This window comes from Chryseobacterium angstadtii (genome assembly GCF_001045465.1).
Classification (GTDB): domain Bacteria; phylum Bacteroidota; class Bacteroidia; order Flavobacteriales; family Weeksellaceae; genus Chryseobacterium; species Chryseobacterium angstadtii.
The window spans coordinates 729,759-752,771 of the sequence record NZ_LFND01000003.1 but is presented as its reverse complement, the minus strand read 5'-3'; the positions used below and the strand labels follow the sequence as shown (position 1 = coordinate 752,771).

General features: G+C 38.0%; 15 protein-coding genes. 8 read left to right on the top strand and 7 right to left on the bottom strand.

What is annotated here, in order from left to right:
• The 3 genes from ACM46_RS22825 to bla all read right to left on the bottom strand — a co-directional run bounded on the left by ACM46_RS22825 (window position 1) and on the right by bla (window position 2,927).
• Window positions 1-876 carry a zinc metalloprotease gene (locus tag ACM46_RS22825; protein WP_053082695.1) on the bottom strand — a complete coding sequence of 292 codons (876 nt, stop codon included), beginning with the start codon at window positions 874-876 and terminating at the stop codon, window positions 1-3.
• A 104-nt stretch (window positions 877-980) separates the two neighbouring features.
• Window positions 981-2,021 (bottom strand): serine hydrolase domain-containing protein, encoded by a 1,041-nt coding sequence (locus ACM46_RS11225; RefSeq protein ID WP_048506734.1) that lies wholly within the window; start codon window positions 2,019-2,021, stop codon window positions 981-983.
• Complete coding sequence (bla, locus tag ACM46_RS11220) at window positions 2,022-2,927, bottom strand: class A beta-lactamase, subclass A2 (RefSeq protein ID WP_048507143.1); 906 nt, start codon at window positions 2,925-2,927, stop codon at window positions 2,022-2,024. It lies immediately after the preceding gene.
• A gap of 909 nt (window positions 2,928-3,836) precedes the next feature.
• On the opposite strand from bla, the gene ACM46_RS11210 reads away from it, so the two are divergent.
• The 6 genes from ACM46_RS11210 (at window position 3,837) to ACM46_RS11185 (ending at window position 11,442) form a co-directional block, all read left to right on the top strand.
• Window positions 3,837-4,283 carry a sugar dehydrogenase complex small subunit gene (locus ACM46_RS11210; protein ID WP_048506732.1) on the top strand — a complete coding sequence of 149 codons (447 nt, stop codon included), beginning with the start codon at window positions 3,837-3,839 and terminating at the stop codon, window positions 4,281-4,283.
• Window positions 4,280-6,574, top strand: a complete 2,295-nt coding sequence (locus tag ACM46_RS11205; protein ID WP_048506731.1) for a GMC oxidoreductase — start codon at window positions 4,280-4,282, stop codon at window positions 6,572-6,574. The genes ACM46_RS11210 and ACM46_RS11205 overlap by 4 nt, the downstream gene beginning before the upstream one ends.
• A 4-nt stretch (window positions 6,575-6,578) precedes the next feature.
• Entirely contained in the window at window positions 6,579-8,042 is a 1,464-nt protein-coding gene (locus ACM46_RS11200; RefSeq protein WP_048506730.1) for a ferritin-like domain-containing protein, read from the top strand.
• An 18-nt stretch (window positions 8,043-8,060) separates the two neighbouring features.
• Window positions 8,061-9,587 carry a peroxidase, FMP-type gene (locus ACM46_RS11195; protein ID WP_048506729.1) on the top strand — a complete coding sequence of 509 codons (1,527 nt, stop codon included), beginning with the start codon at window positions 8,061-8,063 and terminating at the stop codon, window positions 9,585-9,587.
• Between the two features lie 914 nt (window positions 9,588-10,501).
• On the top strand, window positions 10,502-10,915 hold the full coding sequence (locus ACM46_RS11190) for a VOC family protein (protein WP_048506728.1): 414 nt from the start codon (window positions 10,502-10,504) through the stop codon (window positions 10,913-10,915).
• A 167-nt stretch (window positions 10,916-11,082) separates the two neighbouring features.
• Complete coding sequence (locus ACM46_RS11185) at window positions 11,083-11,442, top strand: hypothetical protein (protein ID WP_048506727.1); 360 nt, start codon at window positions 11,083-11,085, stop codon at window positions 11,440-11,442.
• 99 nt (window positions 11,443-11,541) lie between these two features.
• On the opposite strand, the gene pgl is transcribed toward ACM46_RS11185, so the two are convergent.
• From pgl to gndA, 3 genes are read right to left on the bottom strand one after another with little or no spacing between them, the layout of a single operon-like run.
• Window positions 11,542-12,252, bottom strand: a complete 711-nt coding sequence (pgl, locus tag ACM46_RS11180; RefSeq protein ID WP_048506726.1) for a 6-phosphogluconolactonase — start codon at window positions 12,250-12,252, stop codon at window positions 11,542-11,544.
• 26 nt (window positions 12,253-12,278) lie between these two features.
• Entirely contained in the window at window positions 12,279-13,760 is a 1,482-nt protein-coding gene (gene zwf, locus ACM46_RS11175; RefSeq protein ID WP_048506725.1) for a glucose-6-phosphate dehydrogenase, read from the bottom strand.
• A gap of 11 nt (window positions 13,761-13,771) precedes the next feature.
• Window positions 13,772-15,190 carry an NADP-dependent phosphogluconate dehydrogenase gene (gndA, locus tag ACM46_RS11170; RefSeq protein WP_048506724.1) on the bottom strand — a complete coding sequence of 473 codons (1,419 nt, stop codon included), beginning with the start codon at window positions 15,188-15,190 and terminating at the stop codon, window positions 13,772-13,774.
• Window positions 15,191-15,546: 356 nt separating this feature from the next.
• On the opposite strand from gndA, the gene ACM46_RS11165 reads away from it, so the two are divergent.
• Window positions 15,547-16,305, top strand: coding sequence for a transporter (locus tag ACM46_RS11165; RefSeq protein ID WP_157859448.1), 759 nt, complete (start codon window positions 15,547-15,549; stop codon window positions 16,303-16,305).
• A 142-nt stretch (window positions 16,306-16,447) separates the two neighbouring features.
• Window positions 16,448-17,866, top strand: coding sequence for an aminotransferase-like domain-containing protein (locus ACM46_RS11160; protein ID WP_048506722.1), 1,419 nt, complete (start codon window positions 16,448-16,450; stop codon window positions 17,864-17,866).
• Between the two features lie 135 nt (window positions 17,867-18,001).
• Here ACM46_RS11160 and ACM46_RS11155 read toward each other — a convergent pair whose 3' ends face one another.
• On the bottom strand, window positions 18,002-23,011 hold the full coding sequence (locus tag ACM46_RS11155) for a hypothetical protein (RefSeq protein ID WP_048506721.1): 5,010 nt from the start codon (window positions 23,009-23,011) through the stop codon (window positions 18,002-18,004).
• Window positions 23,012-23,013 lie beyond the last annotated feature (2 nt).

The following is a 23,013-nucleotide window of genomic DNA, read 5'->3' as shown; positions in this document are numbered from 1 at the left end:
TTAAGGACATGGTATTTTCTTTCCGTTTTTGTCATAACAGCATGTTTCATTAACGTAGCATGGATGATAAGGATAAATCTGCTTAATGAACGAAACGTCCGTTGGCGATAAATTTGTATTCCAGGGTGTTGAATACCCTCCTTCCGTTAATGAAGCCGGAATTGCATAGTGCATGATAGAAGCAGGGTCATAAGCTGTATAGTTGGTAGCGTCAGTGCTGTATCTGTAAAATATATTATTGTCTACCATTTCTTTCGTCCAGGGAGGAGTCTGCGTATCTTTATAATATTTATATACCGCCTCTTTATTCCAGGGAATATTGGCCGTAGGGTTTTGATGCTCATGAATAAATCCCAAAGCATGCCCGAATTCGTGCAATATAACCTGTTTGATAGATTCTTCCGGTTCAAATTCATTAACCCATCCGAAAATCATGGTAGGTTTATCTTGTGGCACAGCTTTGCTATCTATTCCGATATAGGAAGAAGAGCCTCCGTTTCCAAAGAAAATTCTGATATCTGCTACATTTCCGCTGGTTGTAATATCGTAAGGAATAAATTTAAAATTGATTTTGTTCTTTTCATGAAATTTATATTCAACGCCGTTTGCGGAAGCCTGAGTCCATAATTTTACATATTCTCTCACTTTATTTTTCTGAAAATCTGTTCCATTTAAAAAACGAACCGTTATACGCAGAGGAAAATTTACAGAATGAGGCCAAAGGTTTTTTTTCAATACAGCAGATTCAGCCCCGACAGATTTCTCATCCTGGTAGGCTGTATAAAGTTCAGTACAAAGCCGTGGCTGGCCTTCTGATTTCTTATCCGCACAGCTTACTACAGCGAGCAAAGCCAAAGATACAATTAGAGTTTTCATGATTTTTAGTTTTTGTTGATTGCAATGATTCTTATCAACAAATCTAAATCACCGGAAATTATCTTTCAAGTACCCTTTTGTGTGATTTTAGTTCAGAGAATTTATTATTGTCCATTTTTCACCAAACTACTTTTTAAAATCACATTTTTAATCTGTGCTTCCTTGTAGCTCCAGTAGTTTCTGTCTCTCGGCATTTGGTTTTCCAAAATAATAAGACTGACATCAGTCGCAGGAAAATGAACATTCAGACAGGTGAACCCATCTCCCAGCCCGGTAACGGCATAATAATTCAATCCGGCTTCCTTGATGATACGCACATTGTACCCAAATCCCATACTTTCTTTTCCAAAAACATTATGCTGTGAGCTTGTTGTTGCTGAGGTCATCATCGCAAAAGTCCCTGATTTCAATAATTTTCCGTTGAATAAAGCATCATCCCACAAAGACAGGTCATGAGCCGTAGAAATGATTCCCGCAGCAGGCAAATTATCTTTGTTTAAAAATGATTTCTCTACTTTTTCGAACTTATTTTCCTTGTTCATATAGCCGTTGACAAGGTTTCTTTTATGATCTTTATTATAGCAGAACGTATTTTTCATTTTCAGCATCCTGAACAGCTCATCTGCAAGTTCTACGTAGGTTTTACCGGATATTTTTTCAAGGATTTCGCCTAAAAGTATATAAGACAGATTGCCATATTTGAACTGCGAGCCGGGTTCAAAAGCAAGCGGCTTTTCCGTATCAACAATTCCGTGGGTATGATTAAGCAGCTGGTGAACCGTCACCGAATCTGCCCACGATTCCGTTAAAGAAGGCAGATATTGTTTTATCGGAGCCTGTAGGCGTATATTTCCTTTTTCAACTTCCTTCAAAATAAGAACAGCCGTGACCTGTTTTGAATTCGACATGATTTCAAACTGGTCGTCACGTTGTAAGGGAATCCCCGCTTCAAAGTCTTTATACCCGAAAGTTTTGGCGTACTTCACTTTTCCGGCTTTTGTTACCAGCACCGTCCCGTTAAAGGATATCGGATTCGACTGTGAAACAATACTGTCTATTTTTTTCGAAAAATCATCCGTATGCTGCGCTTTAGCCGTTGAAAGCCCGAGAATAATCAGCAGGAATCCTGTCAGTTTTAATTGCATCTAATTCTTTTTTTCAATGGTGTAATAGTTCCACACTGCTTTGGCTATATCTGCTATTATTTTTTCAGTTTCTGCCCTTTCTTCCGTAATATTTTTAAGATAAACGGAGAGAATAAAATGCTTTCCGTCGGGAAGTTTTACAATCCCCACGTCATTCATGGCAGCTCTCAGATTCGCCTCATTTGTGGAGGAAATTCCGGTCCGGTGAGCGACTTCCGTATCTTTTGGAAGCCCTGCTTTCATCCATGTAATTCCGCGTGAAGTTTCCACCATAATCTGATACAGATATCTCGTAGTTTCTTTTTTCAGGACTTTCCCTTTATAAAATTTCTCTAGAAGTTCAGTAGTCGCCAAAGGAGTCGTTGTATTGACATATAAATTTTCCCAGGACGACATCTGCTGTTCATCTACTTTAATGACAAAATCTCTGATTCCCTGTTTATTGATGAATTTCTGAACAGATTCCGTTCCTCCCAGTCTGTTCAAAAGCAGATCGCAGCCATTATTATCACTGTGTGAAACGGTATATCTCAGCAGCTGATCCAATGTCAGATAGATATTTCCGTCCGGAAATTCGTCCCGCATCGGGCTCCAGGTATCGGGGTGAAGCTCTTCCTTTTTCACGAAAAACTTCTGATCCAGTTTCCATTTTCCCTGATCTACTTTATTCAGAACCGCCAATGCAATGTGAAATTTAAAAACACTCATCATCGGCATATTCAGATTTCCGTTGATGCTTAAAGTGTCTTTGTCTTCAATCCCTTTCACGGATATTCCTGCGGTCGCATTTTTTGTGGAAAGAATCTTTTGGAGTTGTGTTCTTAAATTTTCGGCAGACTGTGCCTTTATATTCAGGTGGGCAGCGAATAAGATGATCAGAGGAATCAGCTTCTTGGTACAATACATAGTTTTTAGGAGTGTCTTTTTCTTCAGATAAAAATATACATTCATTTTACAATTCCAATAATTATTTTTCTTAAATCTTTGAATTCTTTCTTTTTAACTGAAAAATTTGTTTAAACTTTTTAGCAGAACATTAAAAGTATAAAATAAGTCTGTTACACTCATTTTAAACTTAACCACAAAAGAGACAAAAGCTATTTGCACAGATGTTAGATCTGATAGAAGTATTTAAACATAAAAATCAATAAAGTGTTTAAAATAAAACTTTTACGACCTTTGTGGTTAAATAATAAACCATTAAAATTTTTTAAGTATTGAAGAATAATTAACGTAAGCTTCACTTTAAGTATTACTGTGTAGCTTAAAAAAATCCATTGGATTTTTATCTTAACTTTACTTACCATCTTCATTGATCTTAATGTTTAAAAATTATCTCGCAGATTACGCAGATTTTTAAAATACTATGTGAACTTTAATAACATCATATATTTTCATCTTTAAACTAAAACATTCAAAAACTTTTGTGGCTTTTGTGGTTTAGTAAAAAAGAGTAAACAGCTTTGAAAAGCAGGGAAATTGGTTTCAGCATTTTATCTCTATTTAAAATAATTCTAAATTAAGTGAAAACAAAACACCTCAAATCCCCTATCCATAAAGGCTTAGCTAAAATACATCAAATAAATGCTATCAAAAATTAGGTAGAAATACTGAACACCAGCTACCACATTCTGGTTAATTTTGAGTAAACAAAAACTGATAACTATGGATCACTTAAAAAACAACCCTCCATTTCTGAAAAAAGAGGGGTTCTAAGATGGTATCCCGAAAAATCCGACCGATAAAAATTCATCGGAAAGACGAGTTCCTCCTTGTGTGGAACTGAAAATTCTTTAACCACCAAATTTTAACGAAATGACTACGATTAACAAAATCCTCAACGTCGACGATTATTATTTCGACGTGTTCATGTCGATCTCAGAAGCACTTACCGGGTTTTCTGTGAACGAACTGCAATCCACAGGCTTAGCAGAAACGTATTACACCTATATTTTAGGGAATTTAGAAGCGGCCACCTTTGCCGAATTTCTTACTGTTTCCAAAAATGTAATTGAAAATTCTTACACCCCGGATCAGCTGAGAAATGCTATCACTGCTGAAATCATAGCAGACTCCGGAATGAATGATATGGCCGGCAAAATAATTACCCTCTGGTATCTGGGAACCTGGGAAGGCAACTACATCAATGATCTTTCTTATCAGGAAGGTCTGGTGTGGAATGTGATGCATGCCCATCCGCCGGGAGCCAAACAGCCCGGCTACAAATCCTGGAATGTTCAACCTGTAAACAGTAACTCATGAGCCAGACCCAAGCAAAAAAAGACGTGATCATTGTAGGAACCGGAATCGCCGGATCACTGATTGCCAAACTGCTGACCGATCATGTGTACGATGTCAACGAAAAAAAATTCATTCACCGTGCAACAGCTACTCATCAGTTCAAAAAAATACTGACCGAGCTTGGTGCAGATGGCATCAAGAAAATAGAAGATTTACGCGAATCTGATCAATACAAAAAAGAAACTGAAAACGCTAAAAATCAAACGGACCAGGAAATAGAGACTCTTGCTGAAAAAAAGAATACAAACAAAGAGACGCTTAAAAATCAACTGGGTTTAGAATTCTTTAAAAAATATCTGTTTTTACAATTCTTCCAGGAAATATCGGTTCTGATGTACGAAGCAGGACTGGAAGCCGGAATAGAACTGGATTCTGCGTCTTCAATGACCAATTATAATGAGTATATGCGTACTTTTTATAAACAATCGGCTAAAGTTCCGAATTCACCTTATCCTAATTTAAAACAGGCCCCTTCACCCAATGTGCTGGACATCACTCCTATTACTCCGCCTTTTCCTGATAAAAATGGTTATCTGGTTCAGTTTGGTCCGATGCCTTTCGCCAGCGATGCCATCAGAGTCGGAGGCGGAACTACACTTCACTGGCTGGGAACTACCCCGAGAATGCTTCCGAATGATTTCAGACTTACAGAAAAATACGGCATTGAAATCAATCAACCTGATTCAAAAGGAAAAGCCCCTATCAACTGGCCAATTGATTATGAAACGCTAAGACCCTATTATGAAATGGCTGAATTTGAAATCGGGGTTTCGGGAGACGTTTCCAAGCAGGAATATCCTATTGATGAAAGTACTGAAGAATATTATGGCAATTATGTATTTCCGATGGAAGAAATTCCTCAGAGTTATATGGATCAGAAGATCATTGACGGTCTCTCCGGAATGAGTGTTCAGCTCAATTTTCAAAAGATTCCGTTATTAATGGTTCCTTCACCACAGGGAAGAAATTCTGTCCCGAATCCGAAATACGGGAAGACCAAAATTATCAAAGCCGAGCCTACCCATGCAGGCTACAAACTGGCTTTGGACGGTTCAGAAAAAGAAGAATACAAAGCGCTGGGATCTGTTTGGAATCCTTATATGGGAGAACGCTGTGAAGGAAATGCCTCATGTGTTCCCATCTGCCCGGTTCAGGCGAAATACAACGCCTTAAAAACGCTGAAAAAAGCCTTGTATAAAGTCAATGAAAATGATAATCTGAAACGCAATCCGCATATTGAGATTCAGGCGCAGAGTGTGGTGTACAAATTGAGTGTGGATCAGGAAAATCACGACAGAATTTCAAAGATTCATATAAGAAAATATGCTTCCAGAGAAAAAACAGCCTTTGTGGAAGAAGCCGTAGATACCTCAGATTCTATTGTCATTCTGGCGGCCAACGCTTTTGAAAATCCGAAGATCCTTCTGAATTCAAAATATACAGTAAACGAAAACGGTCAGAAAGTTCAAAAGACCGTAGCCAACCGTAGTGATCAGGTGGGAAGAAATTTAATGGATCATATGGTGATGCTTACCTGGGGATTATTTCCGGAGCCGGTTTATCCTTACAGAGGTCCCGGTTCTACCACCAATATTTCTTCTTTCCGTGACGGAAGTTTCAGAAGTGAGTTTTCCGCATGGATTTCACCGCTTGACAACTGGGGATGGAGCTGGCCAACGATTTCTCCGAGCTCTGATGTTGCAGAATTTTTGAATGACGGTCTTTTCGGGGCAGAATTAAAAGAAGCTCTTACGCACCGCCTCTCCAGACAGGTTTTGTTTCATTTTGAAATTGAACAGCTGCCGAATCCCAATAACAGAGTAACCATTAATGACCAGTATATGGATGTTCTTGGAATACCGCGACCTGTGATTCATTATGAGCTGACAGATTATGAGAAAAGAGCAATGGAACAGGCCAAACTGGCTTCGGATCAGATGTTTGAAAAATTGGGCATTGAAGATTTCACAACCTATAATGCAACAGACCCGAATACTTTTCTTTACAACAATGTAAGATATTCCTACAACGGAGCAGGTCATATCGTAGGGACTCACCGAATGGGCTCCAATCCGGAGGATTCCGTGACAGACAGCTACTGTAAGGCATGGGACCACCCGAATTTATACATCGTGGGTGCCGGAAATATGACAACACTGGGAACATCCAACCCTACTTTAACCTTATCTGCATTTACCATCCGTTCCGTAGAATCGATTTTAAATGATTTGCAAACTCAATTAAAAAACTGAAAACATGAGGCAAAGACTTATCCATAAAACAGAACCTCAGAAAACTTTATCAAAAGGTTCAAACGCTTTCAGCAGAAATGCTGTTGTTGAAGAAGCTATTTCACTGCAGTCCTTACTATTTGATTCTTCCATCAGTAAAGAGGAATGGACGGAAGGATTAAAATATCACAACAAGACCCTGACCAACCTTTTACTCAATGATCAGATAAAAGAATTTGATGAATATCTGAGTTCACAGTTCGGTTCAGGAATTTCAGAGGTATCAGACAGTGTAAAGAAAAGATGGGCAGATGTTGATTACCGGCCTGTTTTGCAGGATCTTTTGCAGACAGCTATCCTTATTGAGCATTCTACCATTCCGCCTTATCTTACTGCTTTGTATTCCATTAAAGACGGAACCAATGCACTGGCTTCACAGATTATCAGAAGTGTGGCTGTGGAAGAAATGCTTCACATGATTATGGTCTGCAATGTGATGAATGCCGTGAATATTCAACCTTCCGTCAACCGCCCGCAGAACTATCCTACTTACCCGATGAAATTACCCATGAATGTTGATTTCTATGTAGGTTTGGAAACGTTCTGTTCCAACAGTATTGCCACCTTTATTGCTATTGAAAGTCCGAGTAATCCACTAGTAAAGGCACCTAAATATGAGACAGAACCGGAATTGGCTTCGTTCCGTGCAAAAACTGCCGCCGTACAGGAAAACAATTTCTGGACACTCGAAAATATGAAAGGCTTTATCATGGAAAATGTACATACCATTGGAGAATATTATGATGTTCTATTCTTTTATATTACCGTTTTCCAAATTATAGCGTACTACCAGGAACACGGAAGCCTTCCTCAAAACTTCAAAGAACTGAATAGAGGAGGAATTTTCACCGGAGATCCTGCTAAGCAGATTCGCCCGGAACAGTATTACGGCAGCGGAGGAAAGTTGCATCCCGTAGAAGCTTTGGCGGGTGTCATTGCTGTATTCCAGGAAATTAAAGGTCAGGGTGAAGGGGCTGATGATTCTATTTTTGATGTTGATCCTTCCCAGTTTGAAGAAGGTGCAGAACTCGCTCATTATTTCAGATTTAAAGAAGTTTTTCATGAACATTTCTACGTAGAAGGAAATTATGAACCATTTACGGATGAAAACGGAATGATGCCAGTTTCCACTCCACCCAATGGAAAGCCTTTACCTGTAGACTGGAACGGCGCTTATCCTATGAAAGAAAATCCTAAACTTAGCGACTATGCCGGTAATAAAGCGCTGTATGCACAGGGACTTGAATTCAACAAAACCTATAGAAAACTTCTGGATGCCATTCAGAGTGCTGTAGAAGGAAATCATCAGGAACTGGAAAAATCAATTATGTATATGTATGCCCTGAAAGAGCAGGCTGTAGGATTGATGAAACAACCGCTGGATTCTCAATCCAATGCAGGACCTACTTTCGAATACACCAATTTATAACCATAAAAACGATATATCATGCTTAAACGTAAAAAAGAAAGTCTCGAAAAAGGAGGACTACAACTCCGTAAGAGTTCAAACGAAGACCAGAAAACGCTGGCCGAAATCATGGACGGATATTCCAAGCTTCTCATTGATGATCCTGTGATGCCTTTTAGGGAAGAAAACCTGCAGGAAATAGCCCGTAATGTAGATTATGGTGTGTTGGAAGCACTGGATGGGACATGGGTAAGCTACAACGCCAACTACAATAAAAATATAGGTCAACCTTCATTGGCAGGCGGGATACATACTACGATCATGCCTTCACCAGGTACAAATTCCGGTACGATTCCCGGCAAATTCAGTTTTGACTGTGAAGAGTATATTGAAAAGTTAACCTTTTCCCTTGTTCCCGGCGGAGTCCGTAACCGTGGCGGTGCCAGTGAGCTATTTTGCGGAGCCGTGAAATATGAGCAGACGATTAAAAGTGTCAATAAAGAAGCCGGAAATCCGGATTTACAATATGCTTCGATTCATGAGGAAAACGGAATGTATTTGTGGCTGAGTGATGTTTACAATCATGCTGCAACCAAAGAATCGATTGAAAAAGACCGCGGCATTCATGCTTTTTCTAAAAATGATTTTAAAAAATACGGATATGACGGAAAATACAGAGACGAACCACTGGTTCAGGTAAAGGATGAAAACGGCAATCCTTCCTACATTCTTTTAAGTGATTTAAAAGAAGGACAGGAATACTTCGAAATTATCCCAGCCCAGGAACTGAAACCGGGAGATGGTGTAAAAGGTCCTTATTTTATTCCCGACTACTCTATTTCAAGAAGCGGTGTGATTCCTCATGGCAGTACCATAACTTTACTGGGAGATATTGCACCCAGCGGAGATCATTATTTAATCAATGGTTCTCCCAAATTTCCTTACGGCGACGATGCCTGGCAGACGGATCATCTTTCTATTTCAAAAACCATGGGCGGAGCAGGTCATGAAACCATCAATCTTGATGAGCCGGCACCGGCATGGGTTCACCAGACATTAGATGATGATAATGACGAGGGTTCTAATAAAATCTACACGCAAAGGATACTGGCTAATGATTTATATCCTTACTCCGTGCGCCCTGATTTACGATTGAGAGATACTTTAAGCGGGCAGAATGTCAGCAACTATGTTTTTGTGAAAATGTCATCAAAAATGAAGACAGGTGCACAGGGAGGTATTTTAAATGTTCCTTTTGTGAACCGTTTTGTTCCTACCGTTGAGGTGGATTTCTGTTTATGGATTGAAACCATCATTGAAGACGGAAAAGAAATTCTTCAGCTTCAGTATGAGCAGATTGTATTTTTCGAATTTGATTTCGGAAATGACGGCGGCACTACAAGCTGGCCACACATTCAGGTGAATACGCTCCGTAAACTGAAAGATATTCCTGAGGATCAGAGAAAAGTAATAGAAGATCAGTTTTTTAACTGTAAGGAAAATAATGCAGACGATACAGGAGAAGCCGGGAATGCAGCTGGCAGATGTCCTTATCATAAAGGGTAATATATTTGAAAAGGAGACCTTTATTGGTCTCTTTTTTTATGAAGGTCCTTAAACTTTTATTTTTCTGAAGAGTGAAATGGAAAAGAAAATTATGCAATTTATCCAATTAATATTCAATACTTTTTTTCTTCTTTATAATTAGAAAAACGCAAAGACGCTATTTTTTTACTTGCTTTATGGGTATAAGGCGCAAGGATTTTATCTCCGATAAAATTTTATACCGCTAATACATAACATTAATTGAACTTCTGTTTTCAAAGTAATTAAACTTAAAAATAATAGAAATCTTTGACTTTTTTAATCAAGCCATTGCTAAGTGAAACGCCCTTGCGCCCTAAAACATAAGCATTAAATGACCTTTGCGCCATTGCGTTCAACCAATAAACATTAAAAAGTTCTCTTGGATTTAGCAGATGACGCAGATCTTTGTTGAAACACGCAAAGGGGACACAAGTTATATAAAAAAATAGCTTTTTTAAGGCGCCAGGATTTTATCTCCGATAAAATTAAATACTGATTATTTCACAATGGGTGTGTTTAACAGGAAACTTTTGATCGTCTTACTTCTTAATATCCACACCATTTCAATCTTTCGGCTTTGCGTTTTCCAAAAAAGGATTTTAAACGATTTACATCTCCGAAAATACACCGTTTTTTATTAATCCGGGTTCGGATAGAAAGTGATTGTTCTTTTATATGTTTTTATTTATCGCAAGGGTAAACAAGGTTTTTATACTTTTTGAATGTTTCTAAAGTTAAACAAAGCCACTTCGTTTATTAAAGTAATACAAAATAGAATATAACTTCGATCTGTTTTACGCATTTAAATATTTATAGATGAAAATGATTACCTACTGACACTATGCTGTCATACCTCTGCTCTATTTTTGCAGCATTATTTAAAATTTTTAATAATGAATTTAGTATCAATACGTATTATCACGGCTCATATCGAGAGCCTGGTAGAGTTTTATGAGCACATTACAGGAATTAAGGCGGTACAGTATACTCCGGATTTCGCAGAACTGAGAACAGCCACTGCAACCCTTGCTATCGGAAGTACCAGAACTTTACAGTTTTTTGGTGGAGAAGATATAGCACAGCCTGAAGCAAACCGTTCTGCCATTATAGAGTTCCTGGTAGATGATGTAGAAAAAGAGTTTGAACGGTTAAAAAATCGTCTTTCTTCCTGCCTTATACAGGAGCCAACCACCATGCCATGGGGAAATAAATCATTATTATTCAGAGATCCGGACGGCAACCTGGTAAATTTTTTCACTCCGGTCACAAAAGAAGCAACAGAAAAATTCAGTCCGGAAAAAAAGTAAAAACATTGATTTATAAGCTCCTAGCATTAAAACTCAATCTCCATAAAAGGGATAAGCTCTAAAAAATGGAATCGATAAAATACAGGGGATAAAATTCTTTTGTCTTTAATTACTTTTTTACTTTGATTTTTTTGAGCTTATAGGTAAATTTGTATAAAATTTAATTAATGAACTATAGACTTGAGCTCAATACACAGGAACCTAATTCTAATATTGTATTTAACACGATCGTGTTTGATCCGTTCAAGGTGAATATAGTTGAAAGATATATCGGGAAGATGAATTTCCACCCGAAACTGTCTTATGTCTTATTTAAAATCAGGACTCTGGATGACCAGATCATTAAAACGAAAGAAGGTAACTCGAGAGTTAAAATCAAAGGAGATCAATTTGAAACTTATCAGAGATTGGTAAGGGTTCTGAATTCTTATGACTATAAAAACAGGCTGATCAACAGACAGGAAGCAGATCAGGAATATGTGCATTTCATGCTGAGCCTAGTGTTGGCTAACTATCAGCTTAATTAAGAGTTATTATCCTGATGAAATAATTACATACAAAATAAACCAGCAGCCCGGAATTCCGGGCTGCTGGTTTATTATTCAGGAAAATATTTTAGACTTATCCTATCCTTTCGCTTTCTCATCTGTAAAAAACTGAAAGCTTTCTTTTTTGTCAATCAGCTGCATTGGATATAGTGCGGGATTGTATTCTCCGTTTAAAATTTCGTTCAGAGCATGTTTCTTGGATTCCCCGAATGCTACAGCCAGAATATTTTCGGCTTTATTAATCAAAGGGGCAGTCAATGTAATGCGGAACATTTCCTGAGGCTTCAGGTAATAAGCAGCCACCCATTTTTCCTTTTCATCTAGGACCGCTTCACCCGGAAATAAAGAGGCTGTATGACCATCGTCACCCATTCCCAGGAGAATAAAATCAAAAACGCCTTCATTTCCGAGAACGTTTCTGATCTGCTGCTCGTATACTTCAGCATAGTTTTCAGGTTGTATTCCGTCCTGGTACATCGGGAAAATATGATCTCTGACGACAGGAACTTTATCCAGAAGAGTTTCAAAAGTCATCCTTGCATTGCTTTTATCATCGTTTAAAGGAACCCATCGTTCATCCACCCAGAAAACGTATACTTTATTCCACTCGATCTTTTCTGCATATTCCTGAGTCGCCAATAGACTAAAAATGGCTTTCGGAGAAGATCCTCCGCTCAGGGCAACTGCAAAACGGTTATTTTTTTCGATAGATTTTTTTGAAAGATCAACAAATAGATCCGCTGCCTTTTTATACAGTGTTTCCAAATCATTAAATACCGTAATATTCATTTTTTTCTCTTTTAATTAATAATCATTTAGACCCACTTATGGCCCTGTCTTTTAACCAATTCTTCGCTGGCTTTCGGTCCCCAGCTTCCGGCTTCATAATTAGGGAAAGAGGTGTCCTTATTGCTTCCCCAGGATTCCTGTATGGTTTTTACCACATCCCAGGCTTCTTCCACCTGATCGGAACGCATAAACAGCGTAAGATCACCTAAAAGAGCATCCAGCAGCAAGGTTTCATAAGCTTCCGGAGTATCATCCTGGCAGGCAAAATAGTCGAAAATCATTTCTACAGGCTCCAGAACCAGTGAAAGCCCCGGCTTTTTGGTCATAAACTGAAGTCTGATATCCATCATCGGCTGAATATTGATGATTAATCTGTTGGCTGACAAAAGATGCGGGCTGTCCGAAAACGTAGAATGAGGCAGCGATTTAAACTGAATGGTAATATAGGAATGTTTTTCCTTCATTTTCTTTCCGGTACGAACGTAGAAAGGAACGTTTTGCCATCTTTCATTATCCAGATAAAACTTCACGGCAGCAAAAGTCTCTGTATTGGAATCTTCTGCAATGCCTTCTTCCTGACGATAGCCTTTAGACTCAACTCCGTTGATCATTCCTTTTCCGTACTGGCCTCTTACCGCATAATGATCTACCTGATCCGGTGAAATTCTGCGAATGCATTTCAGTACATCTACTTTACGGTCTCTGATTTCACCTGATTCCAATGAAGCAGGCGGTTCCATGGCCACCATACAGAGAATCTGAAGCAGGTGATTCTGAACCATATCCATTAAGGCTCCTGTCTGCTCGTAAAATGCTCCTCTGGTTTCCACACCTACTTCTTCGGCCACCGTAATCTGAACCGACTCTATGTATTTATGCTTCCATAAAGGTTCGAAAATAGAGTTTCCAAACCTGAATGCCAGAATATTCTGTACGGTTTCTTTTCCAAGATAATGGTCGATACGATAAATCTGCTCTTCTTCGAATGTCTGTGCCAGAAGGCTGTTGAGTTCAATGGCAGACTGCTTATTGTGTCCGAAAGGTTTTTCAATAATAATCCTGTCTTTCTCAGCATCTGAAGCCAAAGACGTATTTTTAATATGATTGGAGATTGTGGCAATGAAATTAGGCCCGATTGATAGATAAAACAATCTGTTACCTCTTTTTCCATATTCCTGATCCAAATCTTCTAATCTCTGATACAAAGCCTGATAGGAACTTTCCTGATCCAGCTGATGCTGAAAATACGTGATATGAGACCTGAAACCAGACCAATCTCTCGGAGTTCCTTTTTTCCTGGAAAAGTGTTCCAGGTTTTCTTCGATATAATTTCTAAAATTTTCATCGGTATTTTCGGCTCTTCCCAGCGCAACAATATTAAACTGTTCGGGCATTCTGCCGTCTATGTATAAATTATAAAACGCGGGAAATAGTTTTCTTTTTGCTAAATCTCCTGTAGCCCCAAAAATAATGATTGTAGTGGGGTATATGGCTTTTTCTTCGTCCATCTTTTCTTATTTTAATGATTTGCTGCTTGCCATGATGTATGAAAAACACCTTCCCTGTCCGTACGCTGATAGGTATGTGCTCCGAAATAATCTCTTTGGGCCTGGATAAGATTCACCGGAAGCGATTCTGTTGTATAGGCATCAAAATACCCTAGCGCGGTCTGAAGTCCTAAACTCGGAATACCGTTGGAGACGGCAAAAGCAGCTGTTTTCCGTAATGAAGAGATCTTTTCTTTAACGATAGCAGCAATATCCTTATCCAGCAAAATGTTAGACAAATCCGGATCTTTTGTATAAGCTGAGTAAAACTTTTCCAGTAAAACCGAACGGATGATACAACCTCCTCTCCAGATTTTCACCACATCCTGCAGCGGGATCTGGAAGTCGTATTCTTTAGATGCTTTTACCAGCAAAGCCAAGCCTTGTGCATAGCTGATCAATGTAGCCAGATACAAAGCATCTCCCACTTCTCTGATAAATAGATCTGTATTTTCCGGACTGGTAATCTGTTTTTCTGAATACAGCTGGGAAGCCAGAATTCTTTCGTCTTTATAGGCAGATAGTATTCTTGAAGTTACAGCAATATCAATAGTCGGGATAGAAACCCCGATTTCCATGGCCTGTTCAGAGGTCCATTTTCCGGTTCCTTTTGCTCCTGCCTTATCTAAAATCTGATCGACAAGATAGCCGTCCGTTAATGAATCTTTCTGCTGAAAAATATCTCTGGTAATCTCTATCAGGAATGAATTCATTTCCCCATTGTTCCATTCTTTAAAAACGTTATACAACTGATCGTTGTTCAGATTGGCTCCTCTTTTAAGCAAATCATAAGCTTCACTGATGAGCTGCATAATGGCATATTCAATACCGTTGTGTACCATTTTCACATAGTTTCCGGCAGAACCTTTTCCCATGTAAGCGGTACAGGCTTCGTTATTCACTTTTGCAGAAATTGCTTCCAACATGGGTTGAAGAAGGTGAAAAGCTTCCAGATCTCCTCCCGGCATAATGCTGGGACCTGTTCTGGCTCCTTTTTCGCCTCCTGAAACGCCCATTCCCATAAAGTGCAGGTTCTTTGATGCCAGATCGGCAATACGTCTGTTGGTGTCTTCAAAATAGGAATTACCAGCATCTATAACGATATCTCCTTTACTCAGCAGCGGTGTAATATTCTCCAGAACGGCATCTACCGGTTTTCCGGCAGGAACCATAAGAATGATTTTTCTGGGGGTTTCCAATGCAGATACAAAGTCTTCTAAAGTAACCGTTCCTTTTACTTTCATTTCAGGACCGGCACCGGTTTGTAATTCTTTTACCTTTTCTTCATCAAGGTCAAAGCCTGCGATTGAAAAATGATGATCGGCAATATTATAAAGTAGATTGCGCCCCATTACTCCGAGGCCAACCATCCCGTAATTATATTTCTCCATTATTTAGTATTATATAAATTCTGTTATACAGAGAATAAAATTACGGAAATGCATAGTGAGAAAAAAATAAAAGGGTGTAAAAAATCCTTAATTTCCTGTTAAAATCTATATCGATTAAAAGAAAACAGCGTCAATAAAAATCGCGACACTTTTTTATCTTTTATGGCTATTTATATTGTTCCAAACAGAAACTTCAATCACCGGACCAATTCCTGCAAAAAAATAAATTAGTGTTAAGGTTTCTTTATGGTGTTATTTTACATCTCTACTTATAAAGTTTTAAAAAAAAATAAAATCAATTCAAATTGTTAGACTAATCTAACAAAATTATAAGTTTGCAATAATAAATTACCCATGTGAAATTAGCAATTGTGAAAATACGGCAAAGAATTATTATTTTATTTTTGAATTCAGGCTTTTTAATCATCCATGCTCAGAAATTAAATCCTATACAACTCGACCGTCCGGATCAGACTGAAACTGTTTGCACGGTTCCTAAAGCATATCTGCAGGTTGAGAATGGATTCCGGCTCGAACATATTACAAAAAAAGAAAACCGGTATGAGTTTCCTTCTGTTTTATGGAAATACGGATTGACGAATACTATTGAGCTGCGTTTTATAACCGAATTAGCCAAAGAAAATGAGGAAGTCAAAATCCGTCCTGTTTCAGTAGGATTTAAAACACAGCTTATAGAGGAACGGGGAATTATACCTAAGACGTCATTAATTGCCCATGTAATGGTTCAAATAAATAAAAATGCACAATTATTTACCCCAAGATTCCGGTTTACATTTCAAAATAATTTATCAAAAAAAGCCTCTATCGGGTATAATCTGGGAATGGAATGGAATCCCGAAAATACCATCCCAACTTATATCTATACTTTAACTTACGGTAGATCTCTCAACGAATATCTGGGAGCTTATATAGAAACTTACGGATTCTATTCTCAAAACAAAAAAGCCGATTCACGGATCAATGGAGGACTTACCTATCTGATGAGTTCCAACTTTATGATTGATCTTTCTTCGGGATTTGGCCTATCGAAGAGCTCTCCGAAATATTTCATTGCCCTGGGTGTCTCATTCAGAACCAAATTAAAAAGAAAGTAAAAAGAATTGAATAGTTATTTTTTAATGATAAATAATAATTCAAACAATTGTGGTTTATTATTTGATAAAGTGAATAATAAAATCTATGCTGCTGAGTTATGAATAGGAATGATCAATAAAAATTTAATTAAACAGCCCTACTATGTTGCGACCCTGGAATCTTGACCTGAAAATAAATGAAAAACATTCTCATCTCCCTGTTTACAAACAAATCATTGAAACCATTATAGAAGCTGTAAATTCCGGAAAACTGAAACAGGGATATGTTTTGCCCGGAACGAGAAAGATGGCAGATATACTGAAAGTCAGCAGAAATACGGTAGTTGAAGCCTATAACCATCTGGAATATGAAGGATGGGTAGTCTCTCATCCAAGATCGGGAACATTGATATCCCACTATCTGCCTGAAGGACACAAGAAAAATATTCATAACAACAGCAGAATTATACATGCGATGAATCAAATTTTCTTTGACGAAGGCCTCCCCGATCCCAATCTTTCCCCGATGAATGACCTACTGAGAGAATATAAACAGGTCATAAAAAAAATCAAAAAACATCAGCTTCATATCTTTAATAATACCGCAGGATATGAAAAACTCCGAACAGTACTTTCCCAAATGCTAAATCACCAGCGCAGGATTATTGGCGACGAAAGCAATATATGCATTACCAAAGGAGAACAAATGGCTTTTTTCCTTATTTCACAGTATCTTTTCCAAAAGGATGACTGTGTTATTGTAGAGCATCCTGGCTACCGACCTGCATGGAATACTTTTGAACATGCCGGAGCCTCAATTCTGCACATCCCGGTAGACCCGGAAGGAATTCTTGTTGACGAGATCAAAAAACACCTTGAAAAAGGAAAGAAAATAAAGGCCGTTTTCATTACTCCGAATTCTCAATATCCAACTACCGTTATTTTAAGTGAAGAAAGGCGTGCAGCACTTATAGAGCTTTCCAATACATACGATTTTTTCGTTATAGAATATGATTACTGTATTGATCTGAACTATGACGGGACCCGTTTTTTACCGTTATGCAGTGATGAAAATCTCAGAAACTATATGTACATAGGATCTTTTAATACTTCGGTAAGTCATTTTATCAATCTGGCTTACATTGTAGGCAGCAAGGATATTATAGAGAAGATCAAGACTTACAAAAATATGATAGATATGAATGGAGATCCTATTATGGAAAGGGCTTTTCATAATTTAATTGAAGACGGAACCTATACAAAACATCTGAAAAAATCGGTTCTCTACTACAAAAACAAAAGAGATTTCTTCGAAGATCTTTTGAATAAATACCTCAAAGATAAAATCAGGTTTACAAAACCTGTGTTTGGGCTTAGCTACTGGATCACACCCGTAAAACATATCAGAGATGATTACAACACCTACTTAAAGGATGAACTGATCTCAAAAGGCATCATCCCTATTTTAATGGGCCGCGATTATTACAGCACCCATGAAGGTGAAGGATTCCTGGTGAGCTTTGGCTCCGTATCCGAAAAAAAATTAGAGGAAGCAGTAAAGATTGTCGCGAAATATTTTTGATTTTTTCTTTGTTTTTAAACTATCGTTAATTTTTCCCGCTAAAGAAAAAAACCTTGTCAAGATTTTGAACCTTGACAAGGGTAAGGGGTTATTTCAAATTGCATCGATGATTTACTACAATTGATATTGCTTATTTTATTTGGGAGTAACATTTAAATTAATCGGTACTCTTTCACTGATCAACGGTAAAGCATAAATGGAATCACTCTGAATGCCATCTAAAGCAACATCTCCATTAACAGAGGCACCGAAAAGCCCTTCCCAAACATTCAGTGATTCTTTGTGGCTACCCAGTTTACTGTTTTGGGAAGAATGGGTTCGAACGGTCAAGATTCTGGCATATCCGTTAATACCCTCTTTATTTTTCCTGAATGCAGTACTGATATCTTCTGCATCATGGTTTAAAACAGCTTTTTTCATTCCTTTCAAGGCCACTGCAGCCACATAGGATTCTGTTGGCAGTCCTCCTACATCAAACGATCTCTTTGAAAGGATCAGAAATTTTTCACAATTTTCACCAATTTCCTGCTCAATTTTCATCAGATATTCTTCATCTGCAATACTGATTTCACAATTCTTTTCAATATTTCCCTTTTGATCAAGGCTATACCGGATCGTGAAATCCAGAGCATCTTTGTTGTCATCTCTCCATGAACGCGGAATAAATGTTTTTGTATCCGGAAGATGCTGTACCCATTCACTTTCTGTCCATCCGCTTCCCAACTGATCGAGATCGCTCTCCGGAAAACTTTCGTGCAGGCCTTCTTCCAATGCCCGTCTCACGGAAATCTTCATCATGGACCAGGGTTTTAAATGAAAATCTGTGTCCGCATCTTTAAAAACTCCCGATGTTTCAGGAATATTGACAATAAAGCAACTGGCATTAATTTTTGGCAGGATGCTATTCTGATCAAAGGTTAATCCGATGGGACCTACCGCATCAAAAACAAATCGCTTTGTTGTGATCAACTTCGTTTCATCCAAAGGATCCTGTTCCTCGGTTTCCTTTATATGATGATTGTTTTTGTCAAGTTCCGGAGTTCCATCTCCACTGATGATGGGATCCAGCCCGGCCTGCATGAACAACTTTCCGGTTTTATCTTTTTCTACAACTTCTATTCCTACCTGAAGTTTTTCGGCCAGTCCGGCTTCAGTATACCATACATCATCCAAAACAATCAGTAATGAAGCTGCATTTGAAATATTTCCTGTTTTTTCTTCAGTCTGTAAACTTTTGGTGAGCGGTACAATAAACCTTATGGCAGGGCGTGGCAGTTTTTTGCTGATTCTTGTTTTCCGGAAATGACGACGCCACCTTGTACCTGGATCAATGCCTTTAGAAATTGAGTGGGCTTTCACAATATCATTATAACCTTCAAGCAATTCGTATCTGCTATGCAGCTGTACATTCAGCAGGTAATATAAAGCCCGTTTTTCATCGGGACGGCTATGTGTAAAAATAATCTGCCGAGTGCTTCCATCCGGATTGGCTGTCAGAAAAAACCGGCGGGTGACATTGGATGTAAAATCGGGACGTTCTGCAAAATCCACTTCAAACTTCATGGCTTTCGTAGTATCTGTGTTCACAGGATCTAAAACATTATCAACGTCCGCGGGATTATCCAGGATACCTTTATTAAATGTACTTAGTTTTCCGTTCCAGCTCCACATCTGATGCTCTGTTGTTACCTGATGGGTAAGGCAAAGCTTTTTGCATAAAGCTTTATCATTTTGAATTTCCAGATAAGCTTGTACTTTATCTCTGGTAAGATCTGTATTATTTTCAAAAATAATTTTATCCCAAATTTCTTCAGGTTTAATCTCAAATTTGGAAGCTGTTTCTATGAAATAATGACTTGGAGGTGACTTGTAATAATCAACACCATCCGAAGTATACAGAACAAGATTCTCCTTCATAAACTCATGAAAACGTCTGTCCGGATCTCCATCCTTAAAATATTTTGCATTGATAAGGCCGGAAACTTTTATATGGAGAATTTCCCCGGCGCGCAGTTCCATCTTCATTCTTTTAGTTACCTCTTCTGTACTTTCAATTCCTAAAGTATTTGTTCCATCTTTGAGGTTAATTTCAATAATTCTGCTGAGATCACTTAAAGTATCTCCTTTACCAAGCGGTACTACTATTTTATTGACTTTTCCTTCTCTGGAATTATCTAAACTGAACAGGATTTTGGTTTCAATGAGTAGATCGTCTGAAACTGCAGGATCACAAAAATGATGGTATTCAGGATCCTCTTTCAGACCAATCAGTCTGTTATGATTATATTCTTTAGCGATAGCCTTTTTTAAATCCTTATCATCACTCTGCAAGGCAGTCCACGCGTACCAATTCCAGAAATGGGTAGAAGGTTTTTTAACCGTAAGACATATTTTACCGGAATGATTATGCAATAATGTTACGGATAATTCCTGCTGACTGGCTTTATCGGTCTGATCTTTTATTCCATAGAATTCTTCCCTGATTTCCTGGTACGGCTTCAGTTCATAGGTCAATAATTTAAGGCCTTCCGGAAGCGCAGGAACAGGCAATTCCATTTCCTTAATGATATCGCTGCAAGAAGAAATTCTGGGCGAACTTACGGGAACTCTGCGCAGAAAGTGAAAGTCACAAATATTTTTAGTGATGTCGGTCTCCAGCTTTTTCTTAAATGATGTCAGACTGCCATTTCGCAATTCGGGAGGTAAAACACCGCTATTCAATACTACATATGCTTTGAATTTATAGTGATATCCATAAAAATAAGCATAAGGAACATGTTTAATGATTTGTCCTGTTGTGCTATTTGTTTCTATGTCAAATATATTTTCCAGCATTACATCTCCTTCATTGATACTTTGGTTTCCTGTTTCAAAATCATTGTTTGTTTTCTGAAAGCCAGCGACTAAGCTGTTCTTTTCATTTTTAACTTCCACAAACCGCTGTCTGAATGAAAAATCAGGATCTTCTTTATTTTCTTCATCAGTACTGAACTTGGGTAGAAAAGAAGGAATAAGAAAAGAGGTTTCAAATGATTGATCTGTCTTTTTTAACTTCTTTTTACCTGCTTCTTTTTGAAACTGTACGCGGTTTATCTTGCAACGGTTCAGGTATTTCCATTCTTCTCCGAAATTATCATCATTCCGTTTTTGTGACCTGTTCTGGATAACCACATACCCGGAAATTTCATCAAAAAGATCGTCATCCGGATCCGGTAATGTCTTTAAAGTTCCCGGATCGTGCTTCATTCTTATATCCAGCTTTTCTACCGCCGTGTTCAGACGTATACGGACAGGCGGAATATTGGAATACATGACATTATCAAAGTTTTTCTCCTCCTCTATCATCAGATTGATCACAGCAAAACATCTCTTTATTAAGGCTCTCAGTTGTGGAACGGATAGTTTCAATTCTTCGGTATCTAAAGTAAGATTCTCGTCGGCGACATGAAAAAAACAATTTAAAATAAGTCTCCATTGAAATTCGTGGCTTTCAAAATACTCAGAGCTTCCTTCTTTCCCCTGAAGTTTAATATTTTGCGGGCTTAAGAATTTCAGATATTTCTGTTTAAAAGCTTTTAATCTAAGCTCACCGGCAGGTACAAAATAATTTCCATACACCGGAATATCCGTACACAGCGCCTCCAGAATGTTCCAGGACTCCTGACAGGTGAACATGTCATAGAGTTTTACATCTTTTGAATGTCCCTGGCTATCGGTTGTCCTGAAATCTGTATTCTTTGCAGATTCAGTGATAGAGGCAAGTACCCATTGTTCTTTTCTGCCATTGATTTTAATAACTTCATAGATTAAACCAATCTCTTCTTTCCATTGGGATAGAAAATTATCACTGTTAAATTCTCCATCGGAAATAGTTTTTGCAATGATTTTGGAGAAAAAGGTGATTTTGCCTTTTATTTGCTCATCTTCATTAAAAGACGCAATAAGATATTGGGAAAGTCTTTTCCAATCGGGTTGATAATCTACTAATTTCAGCGCAATGTCTTTTAATTTTGCCTGATCATAGTCTAATTGGGTCTTTAAAGCTTCCCTTATGCTTTGGTGAAATTTCGTATCTACTAACACTTTTTTACCCTCTTTTTCTTCCCAGATTTCTCCAAAAGCAATATAATTCCTGAGTTCCAGTGCAACACCTCTGAAAAAGAGCCTGCTCATATCTTTTATATTTTGCTTGACCCCATTCGCAGTTATATCTTCTACATTATATCTGCTTATAAATCCTGCAATTTCTTCCAATGGGTTGATATGATAAAACAGTTTTTCCAGCCATTTTTCGCTCCAGTCTTCCGTGTCGTTTACCTCCAAAGTGATTAAAGTACCATCAAAATTGGCCTTATCGTCTCTAAGTTTTATACCATGCTTCGTCTGATCCGGTTTCGGGATAGGAGTAACAGCACTATGTACATTTACGGCATAGGATTCTCCGTTGATCTCCCGTAGATATTTTTTCTGCATAAAACCATTCTCATCCCATACAGGAGGTAGATTATCTTCCAGTACCCAGTCGTCAGAATCAATAGGAAAAGCAACAAAATGTGTAATTGGCTTGTTATCAGCTTTATCAAAGTCAAAATTGTCAGCGGCAAAGAATACCAGGGAAAGAGCTTCATTTAAAGGAGCTAATTTCTGGGCCTTTCCGGCAATGGCTCCAATCAGATAAGCTTCCGGAATAGAATCCTGCGCATCTTCTAAATGAATATCTCCAGCTTTATTTACAGCTGATATTTTATTTTTATTAATGGTCTGCCCGGTTACTATGCATTTATTGAGCTCTTCGTTATAGCAGGATATGAGTTTCTTTATATCTTTTTCTGCATCAGTAAAATTATGGGCATTAACAACAAATGTAAATGATGTATTTATTTGCTGGTAAGAAGGATTTAAAGGATCTGAATTATTCTCTTTATAAAAATACAACAACAACTTTTGAGGTTGTTCTTTCCAATACCATGGATATAATACTTTAGCAAGATCTTCCAATGGATTGTTATCGTTAATGGTTCCATTTCTCAGGATTTCAGGAAGGGTTTCTTCTTCTTTATCTATGTACACTCCCGCCAAAGAAAGTGATATTCCGAATGTATCTCTGACCGTTACTACAGAAGGGTCTAATTGTATATGTATCATAT